The following is a 9,423-nucleotide window of genomic DNA, read 5'->3' as shown; positions in this document are numbered from 1 at the left end:
GGCGTTGTCGAAGCCATGCCGTCTGGCAGCGTGCTGGGGCCTTGGCGCGTCAGCGGCAGAGAGGTTATCGTCACTGAGCGCACCTTTATTAAAGAAGAGTACGGCAGAATCGGCATTGGTGCGCAAGTTGAAGTGAAAGGCGGCGGAACGCCTTTCATGGCCTATGAAGTCGAAGTCAAGGGCGGCAGCAGACCGATGATGGGGCCTCCTCCTGCAACTCCTCCTCCGGCAATGGCTGGAACTCCGGCAAATCCGCCGATGCCTCCTCCGGCAATGGTCGGCACTCCGTTGCACGGCTCAGTTGAGGCCATGCCTCAGGGCGGCAGCATGTTCGGCATTTGGAAGATCGGCGGCAAAGAGGTCATTGTCACTGACCGCACTCTCATTAAACAGCAGAACGGCCCGCTTGCTCCCGGAGCGCAGGTTGAGGTGAAAGGCGGCGGCGTTCCTTTCATCGCCTATGAGCTTGAAGTGAAAAGCGGCAGACGCTGATTTCAGAAACCGGGACAGGCTTCGGCCTGTCCCCCGCAGCAAACCAAGGTGAAAGGCGAAAAAGCAACGAGGGATAGAATGAACAGCAATGACAACGCCCGGCTGGGCAATCTGGTCCGGTTCTGGCATCTGGCGATGATCGCTCTGGTGCTTTCGGCTTTGCTCAGCGGCGAAGGCGCGGATGATTACAAAAAAATGGATCAGGCTGGTTTCCTTCTTCATGGAGGAATTGGCTTGGCCGTGCTCGCCGCCCTCTGCGGCTATTTTCTGCATGGCCTCATCGGCCCGAAGGATTCCCGCCTCAGCAGCTGGTTTCCCTTCACGCCTGCCCGGCTCCGGCAGACCGGCAAGGACATCGCCGTTCTGACCACGTTCAAACTGCCAGAGCACAGACGGCGGCAAGGTTTGGCAGGACTGGTGCAGTTTTTCGGCCTCATAGCCTTTTCCTGGCTTGCGGCCACAGGCGCAGTTATGTATTTTTTCATGGAGCGCGGGGCGAAGGTGCACGGCATCATGCACATGGTCAAGGAGGCGCATGAGGTTGGCACCGTGCTGATTCCAATTTATCTGGCCCTGCATGTCGGCGCGGTCATCGCCCATTCCCTGACCGGGCATCAAGTCTGGAAAGAAATTTTCTTTTTCAAGAGCGGCGAAGCCTGATGAAAATTCTGGTTGTTGAAGACGAGCTGCGGCTGGCCCGGCTTCTCAAGAAAGGCTTGGAGGAAAACGCCTTTGCCGTCGATATCTGCCATGACGGCGAGGAAGGGCTGTACATGGCGGAGACTTCGCCTTATGACGCGATGGTGCTGGACGTTATGATGCCCAAAATGGACGGCTTCACTCTCCTGAGCCGCCTGCGCGAGCAGAACATCCAAACCCCGGTGATCATGCTCACCGCCAGAGGCGAAGTGGAAAGCCGTGTCAAAGGGCTGAACAGCGGCGCGGATGATTATTTGGCCAAGCCGTTTGATTTCGCCGAGCTGCTGGCCCGGCTCACCGCCCTGATCCGGCGCAGCAAAGGCCAGCCCGCCTCGCAGCTCTGCATCGCCGATCTGCATATTGATTTGAACGCCAAGACCGCAGGCCGGGCCGGTGTCAACGTGCCTCTTTCAGCCAAGGAGTACGCCATCTTGGAATATCTGGTCATGAACAAGGGCCGGGTGATCAGCCGCACCGAGCTGTCCGAGCATGTCTATGACATGAATTTCGATCTCGACAGCAACATCATTGATGTGTACATCAACCGGCTGCGGAAGAAAATTGATAAAGACCATCCCCGCCCGCTGATTCAAACCCGCCGGGGCGAGGGCTACATCATCGTCGAGGATCCCTGAGTGCTGCGTTCCATCAAGGGCAGGCTGCTGATCTGGATATTCTGCTCTGTCACCGCGCTGTTCTGCGCCTTCGGCTGGGCGCTCCACCTTAAGCTGCACTATGTGGTTGAGGATTCCGTCGACAGAATGCTCCATGCCAGCCTGCAATTAGTCAAAGGACTGGTGCATACCCATGACGGCAAAACCATTCAGTGCGAGTCCAACGAATTTGTTCACGGCGACTATGTCACTCCGGACTCCGGCCACTATTACAAAGTGCTCATAGACGGCGGGCTGGCCGGCTACTCCTTTTCGCTCGTGGACAAGGACTTCGACCTCATCCCCGGCGAGCCCCTCTTCCACAACGCCAAAGCGCAGGAATGGGTTTACCAGACAGTGGGGCCGAACAGCGAGCCGCTGCGGGTCATTCGTCATGATTTTGTCTTCATGGATAAACCGGTGCGGGTCATCGTTGCTGAAGACCTGACCGAGAGTCTGAGCATGATTCACCGTCTGGCGAATTTTTTTCTGGTTGTCATGCCGGTGGTGGTTTTTGTCATCGGGCTGATCAGTTTTCTCATCGCCTCAGTTTCTCTGCGGCCTCTTGAACTTTTTTCCGCCGCCTTGGAGAAAATCAGTCACAAAAATCTGGAGGAGCGGATTGAGCCAAGCCGTCAGGCTGCGGAGCTGCAGCGGCTGGCAGCGAAGTTCAATGCTCTGCTGGAGCGGCTGCATCAAGCGTTTGAGGCAGAGAAAAATCTGCTCGGCAATGCGGCCCATGAGCTGAAAACGCCCTTGGCGGTGATCCGGGCGGAATGCGACATAGCTCTGATGAAACCAAGAAGCGCGGAGGAGCACCAGGACAGTTTGCAGGAAATCCGCTCCGTGTCCGAGTCCATGCTGGATCAGGTCAATGGTCTGCTGACTTTGGCCCGGCTGGATTCAGGAATGCTGGACGCATCAGCTTTTCAGCCTGTTTCTCTGGAAGACTGCATCGCTGACGCAGTGCGGCTCGCCGATCCGCTGGCCGTCAAAAAGAACGTGCTGCTCAGCACGAGCCTGAACGGCGGCGGCCTCATGGTGGCGGGTGATAAAGAGATGCTCACCGAGGCGCTGCTGAACCTGATCGAGAACGCGGTGAAATACAATCATCCAGGCGGCTTTGTCTCTGTGGAGCTGTGTTGGCGTGAAGGACGGGCGGAGATTGTTGTCAGCGACACCGGCATCGGCATCAGCGAGGAGGACAAGGATCGGATATTCGACCGGTTTTATCGCGCCGCTTCCGCCCGCAGCATGGAGGGCAGCGGTCTCGGCCTGAGCATTGTCAAAGCGGTGATGCAGGCCCATCATGGCGAAATCCACGCCGAAGCGCAAAGCGGAGGCGGCAGCCGCTTCGTGCTCTCCCTGCCCTTGGCCGCCGCTGCGTAATTTTTCATTCCCCGATGATCTTCACCAGCACCCGTTTTTTCCGCCGCCCGTCAAACTCGCCGTAGAAAATCTGCTCCCAAGGGCCAAAGTGCAGCCTGCCCGCCGTGACCGCAACCACTGCCTCCCGGCCCATGATCTGCCGTTTCAGGTGCGCGTCGGCATTGTCCTCATAGCCGTTATGGCGGTACTGGCTGGTCGGCGCATGGGGAGCCAGCTTCTCCAGCCAGACTTCATAATCATGATGCAGGCCGGATTCGTCGTCGTTGATGAAAACCGAGGCCGTGATATGCATGGCGTTGACCAAGCACAGCCCCTCCTGAATGCCGGATTCGGCAAGGCACTTCTCCACCTCCGGAGTGATGTTGACAAAGGCCCGGCGGCTCGGCACCTCGAACCACAGTTCCTTGTGATAACTTTTCATCGCATCTGATTGTCAAAAGTTCAGAGAGAATATACTCTTGCGGCAAGCTACAGTCCGTCTCGGACAGTGCTTCACATGCCTCGTCTCAGCCTTGATCCGTCACAGATGAAGCTTCATTCGTCGCAGATGAAACTTCATCTGTGTCAACTCAGGCTTCATCCGTCGCGTATGAAGCTTCATTCGCCTCGTCTCAAATTTCATTCGTCATAGATGAAGCTTCATTCGTCGCAAATGAAGCTTCATCTGCCTCGGTTCAACCTTCATCCGTCTCACATGAAGCCTCATACGCCTCGGTTCTGGCGTTTTAAATCAGACCGCGCGGCGCATTCCTGCCGGGCCATGCGCCGCGCCTGCAAGCCCTTGCTTATGCCGTGATCTCTGTGCCGATGCCGGCGTGGGTGAAAATCTCCAGCAAAATGGCATGATCCTGCCGCCCATCAATAATGTGGGCCTTGCTCACGCCGCCATTGATGGCCGAAGCGCAGCAGCGCAACTTCGGGATCATCCCGCCCTTGATCACCCCATCAGCAATAAGCTGCTCAATGGAGCTGACCGCGATGGAGGAGATGAGCTGGCCGTCAGCTCCCTTCACCCCCTCGACATCGGTGAGCAGGATCAGCTTGGCCGCGTTCAGCTCGGCGGCAACCGCCCCGGCGACGAGGTCGGCGTTGATGTTGTAGGCTTGACCGTCCTCACCCACGCCGACCGGCGCGATCACCGGGATGAAGTCCTTCGCATCCAACGTGGTGAGGATTTCCGAGTTGATCCGCGTCACCTCGCCAACTTGGCCCAAGTCAATCAGCTCCGGCGGCGCGTTTTCGGTTTCCGGCTTGCCCAGCACCTTCATTTTTTTGGCCTGCACCAAGTCGCCGTCCCGGCCTGACAGGCCAACGGCCCTGCCGCCGCAGTGATTGATCAGGCCGACGATCTCCTTGTTGACCTTGCCGACCAGCACCATCTCCACCACGTCCATGGTCGGGCCGTCTGTGACCCGCATCCCCTGCACATAGCTGGAAGTGATTTGCATCTTCTTCAGGAATTCGTTGATCTGCGGCCCGCCGCCGTGAACCACGACCGGATTGATCCCGATGTATTTGAGCAGGATTATGTCAAGGGCGAATTTTTTCTTCAGCTCCTCGTCGATCATCGCGTGGCCGCCGTATTTGATGACCACAGTTTTTCCGCTGAACTCCCTGAGATATGGCAAAGATTCAATCAGTACCTTGGCCTTGGCGATCTCGTTCTGCATGACTGCGCTCCCTCTTGGCCGCATCAGCCGCCTTCCAGCAGGCCAGCGGCAGTTTTTCATCTGTGAACAGGGAGATGGAAACCCTTTACATTTTCCGGCGAACCCTGTATCCTGTATGCTCCCGCGCAGCGTGACTGCGCAGTGTTCTCTTATAAAACATGATTGAGACAGGGGCAACAATGTATTTTCTCTCATCCTCGGCCCGGCGGCTGCTTGCCGCCGCGCTGACCGCAGCCGTCATGGCCGTCGCAGGCCCGGCCTTCTCTCAAGGGAAAGAAAAAAACGACGCGCCGATCAACATTGAGGCGGACCGCATGGTTTCGCAGGAGGCGAAAAATTCGGTCGTTTTCGTCGGCAATGTCGAGGCCAGTCAAGGCAAAGTCACTATCCGCGCTGACGAGATGACTGTGCATTACGAGGAGAGCGGGGCAGGTGGCAAAAAGGAGGCGGATAAATCCGGCACAGGCAAGTCTGCTGTCAAGCAGCTGATCTGCATCGGCAATGTCGAGGTGACGCAGGAGGACTGGCTCGGCACCGGCGAAAAAATGGAATATTTCGCCAACGAGCGCAAGGTGGTGCTCAGCGGCAATGCCAAAGCTTCAGAGGGACAGAACATGGTTTCCAGCGACATCATCACCTATTATCTGGATGAAAAACGCTCCGTTTTTGAGCAGGACAAAGCCAAACCGGGCCGGGTCAAGGCCACCATCCAGCAGAACTGATGAGCGTTCTGGAGACCAGCAATTTAGTTAAAGAATACCGCGCCCGCAGGGTGGTGGATCAGGTCAGCCTCGACGTGCGGAGCAGCTCCATTGTCGGGCTGCTAGGGCCGAACGGCGCGGGCAAGACCACCACCTTTTACTGCATCGCGGGCTTCATCCGGCCCAGCGCGGGGGCGGTGCTGTTAGACGGCGAAGAGATCGGCGAGCTGCCGATCCATGAGCGGGCGGCCAAGGGCATCACCTATTTAGCGCAGGAGTCGTCGGTCTTCAAAAAGTTGACTGTGGAGGAGAACGTCCGCATCGTCTTGGAACCGCTGGGGTTGAGCCGCAATGAGATCAGCCAGCGTATTCAGGAGCTGATGGCCGAGCTGAAGATCGAGCATCTGGCCCAGAACAAGGGCCATGCCCTGTCCGGCGGCGAACGGCGGCGGGTGGAGATCATGCGGGCCTTGGCGGTGCGGCCCCGCTTCATTCTGCTGGACGAGCCGTTTGCGGGCGTTGATCCGCTTTCAGTGGCCGATTTGCAGCAGATCATCCGGGGCTTGAAGGCAAGAGGACTCGGCATCCTGATTTCGGATCACAACGTGCGCGAGACCCTCCAGGTCTGCGACTTCGCGTATATCATGAACGAGGGGCAGATACTCACCAGCGGCGCGGCGGGCGACATCATCCGCAGCGAGCTGGCCAAGAAGATGTACCTCGGCGAAAACTTCCGTCTGTAGCCGCCAGCCGCCATGAGCATCGAACTCCGCCAGCAGATGAAGCTGGCCCAGAAGCTGCTCATGACCCAGCAGCTCCAGCAGGCGATCAAGCTGCTCCAGCTCAACCGGATGGAGCTGGCCGGAGCCTTGCAGACAGAGCTGGAGCAGAATCCAATGCTGGAGGAGACGGCGGACGACACAGCTGAGATCGGCCAGCTGCTGACTGAGGAAAACGGCGGCAGCGAAGAGGTGACGGCGCAGGTGGCGGGTGACGATCCAGTCACGGTCGCTGAAGTGAACTGGGAGGATTACAGCAACAGTTTTGACGCGGATTTTTCCTTCACCCATGAGGCCGAGGCCCCGGCAGCGGATGCGCCATCCCGCCTTGATTTTCTCGCCGCCTTGCCGGGCTTGGCCGCCTTTCTCGCTTGGCAGCTCACCCATCTGCGTCTGAGCGAGCAGGATTTGGAGATTGCCCGCTTCATTCTTGGCAATTTAGATGGTCACGGCTTTTTTGATGCGGATATCGCCGACATTTGCCAGCAAACTGGCTGCGCCTCGGAAGAGGCCGAGGCCATGCTTCGCCTTGTCCAGAACCTTGATCCGCCGGGCGTGGCAGCCCGCAGCATTCAGGAATCCCTTCTCCTGCAATTGGAGCGGCAGGGACTGGAGGACAGTTTGGCGTGGCGGATGGTCTCTCAATTTTTCAGCGAGCTGAGCAATCGCAATCTTCTTGAAATCGCCCGCCGCACCAAGACCCCGCTGCGGGAGGTGCAGGCTGCGGCAGCCCTCATTGCCGAACTGGTGCCGTATCCTGGCAACGAGTACAGCAACGAGCAGGTGCAGGAGGTGGTGCCGGATGTTTATGTTTTTAAGATTGAAGATGAATTTGCAGTACGCCTGAACAGTGATGACCTGCCGCAGCTCCAGCTCTCTGCCGAATACCAAAACCTGCTGTCTGCAGGCGAGGCGGTGACCAAGAACTATCTCAGCGAGCAAAGACGGAACGCCCAGCTTCTGCTCAGTGCCTTGGATTACCGGCACAGCACCATCTGCCGGGTGATGGAGAGCATCGTCCAGCTCCAGCGCGATTTTTTCGAGCTGGGGCCAGGACATCTCCGTCCGCTGATCCTCAGTGATGTGGCTCAAGACGTGGGTGTGCATGAATCAACCGTCAGCCGGGCCACAGCCAATAAATATGTCGAAACCCCGCACGGCATCTTCGAACTGAAATATTTTTTCTCAGCAACAGCGGCGGCTACGGACAACGGCGATGATCTGACAGCAGAAAAAGTTAAGCAGCGGCTGGCGCAGCTGGTGAGGCAGGAGAACTCAGCCAAGCCTCTCAGCGACAACACCCTGTCTGAGCTGCTGGAGCAGGAAGGAATCAAAGTGGCCCGCCGCACGGTGGCCAAATACCGTGAGCAGCTGCGGATTCCGACCGTCAAGTTCCGCCGCAAGGAATAAAAAAAAACAGGACAGGAGAGAGATGACCGAGATGACCGAAGAAGCGATCATTCTGGAACTGAAGGCAAAAAATAAAGACGAGCTGCTGCACGAGCTGGCGGCGGCGGCGCAGCGTCTGTGCCCGAACTTGCAGGCGGCGGCGGTGCGGCGGGTGCTGCTGGAGCGGGAACAGATCGGCTCCACCGGCGTGGGCAACGGCATCGCCATCCCGCACGGCAAGCTGGCTGAACTCCAGAACCTGCTGATCTGCTTTGGCAGATCGGCCAAGGGCATCGCCTATGAGGCCAAAGACCGCCTCCCGGTGCATCTTGTGGTGATGATCCTCTCACCGGAAAACATGGCGGCGGAATACCTGCAAACCTTGGGCCGCATCAGCAGGCTGCTCAAGGACGAGAGCATCCGCGCCAAGCTGCTTCAGGCAGCCAGCCCGAAAACCGTGCAGCAGCTGTTCAGCCGGGCGGCCTGAATCCATCAGTGTCAATCCTGCGAAGCACAACAAAGGCGGCCAGACTCGGCTTGAGTCTGCCCGCCTGATGCTTTCTGACTTCCTTCCACTATGCTTTCCCCCTTCGGCATCCGCCAGCGTTCCCTTTTGCTTCAAGCCGCGCGGCGTTTCTTCCACAGCCGCGACTACCTTGAGACCGACACCCCTGTCCGCCTGCCTGCGCTGATTCCAGAGGCGGAAATCCAGCCGCTGCGCTCCGAAGGACGCTTCCTTCAGACCTCGCCGGAGCTGTGCATGAAGCGGCTGCTGGCGGGCGGCTGCGAACAGCTCTTCCAGCTCTGCCGCTGCTTCCGCAAGGGCGAGCGCGGGCGGCTGCATCAGGAGGAATTCACCATGCTGGAGTGGTACCACGTCGGCTGGACCTATGCCGAGCTGATGCAGGAAAGCGAGGAGCTGGCCCGGCATCTGGCGCGGTTCTGCGCGGACCAGGGCTGGCAGCAGCTGCCTGCATGGGCCGCGCAGCCAGAGCCTTGGCCGCGCCTGCCTGTGGCCGAGGCGTTCCGGCGTTTCGCTGGAATCGAGGCGGAGCAGGCCCTTGCCGAGGGCCGCTTCGACCTGCTCCTGGTGGAGCGGGTGGAGCCGGAGCTGGCCCGTCTGGGCGCGGTGTTCCTCTGCGAATACCCGGCGGCCCTCGCCTCGCTGGCTCGGCCCAAGCCGGACAGCCCGGCTGTCGCCGAGCGGGCGGAGCTGTACATCTGCGGGATAGAGATCGCCAACGGCTTCTCCGAGCTGACTGACGCGGCGGCCCAGCGGCTGCGCTTTGAGGCGGAGATGGCCAAGGCAGGCATTGACCGCAGCCTGATGCCGGAAAAATTCCTCCGCGACTTGGAGCGGCTGCCTGACTGCGCAGGCATCGCGCTTGGGCTTGACCGCCTCTTCATGCTCCTGCTCGGCAAAAACAGCATCGCCGAGGTGCTGCCCTTTGCCGACAGAGATTTGTAGCCCGTCCGCAGCCAGCCTGCTCGCCATTTTCCAGACAGCCTCCTGACTGTGTTGCGGTTATAGATAGAGCAGGATAAATTGACAACGCCTCTTCTCATTTTGAGCGGGTGGAGCAAGCGCAATCCTAAGCCTGCCGGTTTTCCTGCATACGAAACCACGCATTCGCAACATACGAATGCATGC

At 58.7% G+C, this 9,423-nt stretch carries 11 protein-coding genes; 9 read left to right on the top strand and 2 right to left on the bottom strand.

From position 1 onward, the window contains the following. The 4 genes from ACNKID_RS00055 to ACNKID_RS00040 all read left to right on the top strand — a co-directional run. A partial coding sequence (locus tag ACNKID_RS00055) for a DUF5666 domain-containing protein (protein WP_417911384.1) occupies window positions 1-492 on the top strand: 492 nt, incomplete at its 5' end. 78 nt (window positions 493-570) lie between these two features. Then, entirely contained in the window at window positions 571-1,152 is a 582-nt protein-coding gene (locus tag ACNKID_RS00050) for a cytochrome b/b6 domain-containing protein (RefSeq protein ID WP_417911383.1), read from the top strand. Further along, window positions 1,152-1,826, top strand: a complete 675-nt coding sequence (locus tag ACNKID_RS00045; RefSeq protein ID WP_417911382.1) for a response regulator transcription factor — start codon at window positions 1,152-1,154, stop codon at window positions 1,824-1,826. The genes ACNKID_RS00050 and ACNKID_RS00045 overlap by 1 nt, the downstream gene beginning before the upstream one ends. Then, a complete protein-coding gene (locus tag ACNKID_RS00040) occupies window positions 1,827-3,233 on the top strand; it encodes a sensor histidine kinase (protein WP_417911381.1) in 1,407 nt (468 codons plus the stop codon). A gap of 4 nt (window positions 3,234-3,237) precedes the next feature. Here ACNKID_RS00040 and ACNKID_RS00035 read toward each other — a convergent pair whose 3' ends face one another. Further along, window positions 3,238-3,654, bottom strand: coding sequence for a secondary thiamine-phosphate synthase enzyme YjbQ (locus ACNKID_RS00035; RefSeq protein ID WP_417911380.1), 417 nt, complete (start codon window positions 3,652-3,654; stop codon window positions 3,238-3,240). 364 nt (window positions 3,655-4,018) lie between these two features. Continuing rightward, window positions 4,019-4,903, bottom strand: a complete 885-nt coding sequence (argB, locus tag ACNKID_RS00030; protein WP_417911379.1) for an acetylglutamate kinase — start codon at window positions 4,901-4,903, stop codon at window positions 4,019-4,021. A 179-nt stretch (window positions 4,904-5,082) separates the two neighbouring features. Between argB and lptA the strand changes: the two genes are divergently transcribed. The 5 genes from lptA to epmA all read left to right on the top strand — a co-directional run bounded on the left by lptA (window position 5,083) and on the right by epmA (window position 9,240). Continuing rightward, window positions 5,083-5,625: a lipopolysaccharide transport periplasmic protein LptA gene (gene lptA, locus ACNKID_RS00025; protein WP_417911378.1), complete on the top strand. Its 543-nt coding sequence runs from the start codon at window positions 5,083-5,085 to the stop codon at window positions 5,623-5,625. After that, window positions 5,625-6,347 (top strand): LPS export ABC transporter ATP-binding protein, encoded by a 723-nt coding sequence (gene lptB / locus ACNKID_RS00020; protein ID WP_417911377.1) that lies wholly within the window; start codon window positions 5,625-5,627, stop codon window positions 6,345-6,347. Before lptA ends, lptB begins: the two co-directional genes overlap by 1 nt. A gap of 12 nt (window positions 6,348-6,359) precedes the next feature. After that, window positions 6,360-7,793: an RNA polymerase factor sigma-54 gene (gene rpoN, locus ACNKID_RS00015; protein WP_417911376.1), complete on the top strand. Its 1,434-nt coding sequence runs from the start codon at window positions 6,360-6,362 to the stop codon at window positions 7,791-7,793. A gap of 22 nt (window positions 7,794-7,815) precedes the next feature. Then, window positions 7,816-8,259 carry a PTS sugar transporter subunit IIA gene (locus ACNKID_RS00010; RefSeq protein ID WP_417911375.1) on the top strand — a complete coding sequence of 148 codons (444 nt, stop codon included), beginning with the start codon at window positions 7,816-7,818 and terminating at the stop codon, window positions 8,257-8,259. A gap of 90 nt (window positions 8,260-8,349) precedes the next feature. Beyond that, complete coding sequence (gene epmA, locus ACNKID_RS00005) at window positions 8,350-9,240, top strand: EF-P lysine aminoacylase EpmA (protein WP_417911374.1); 891 nt, start codon at window positions 8,350-8,352, stop codon at window positions 9,238-9,240. Window positions 9,241-9,423 lie beyond the last annotated feature (183 nt).

Source organism: Candidatus Electronema sp. TJ (assembly GCF_048287355.1).
In the GTDB taxonomy this organism is placed as follows: Bacteria; Desulfobacterota; Desulfobulbia; order Desulfobulbales; family Desulfobulbaceae; genus Electronema.
This window is presented reverse-complemented; position numbering and strand designations above follow the sequence as displayed.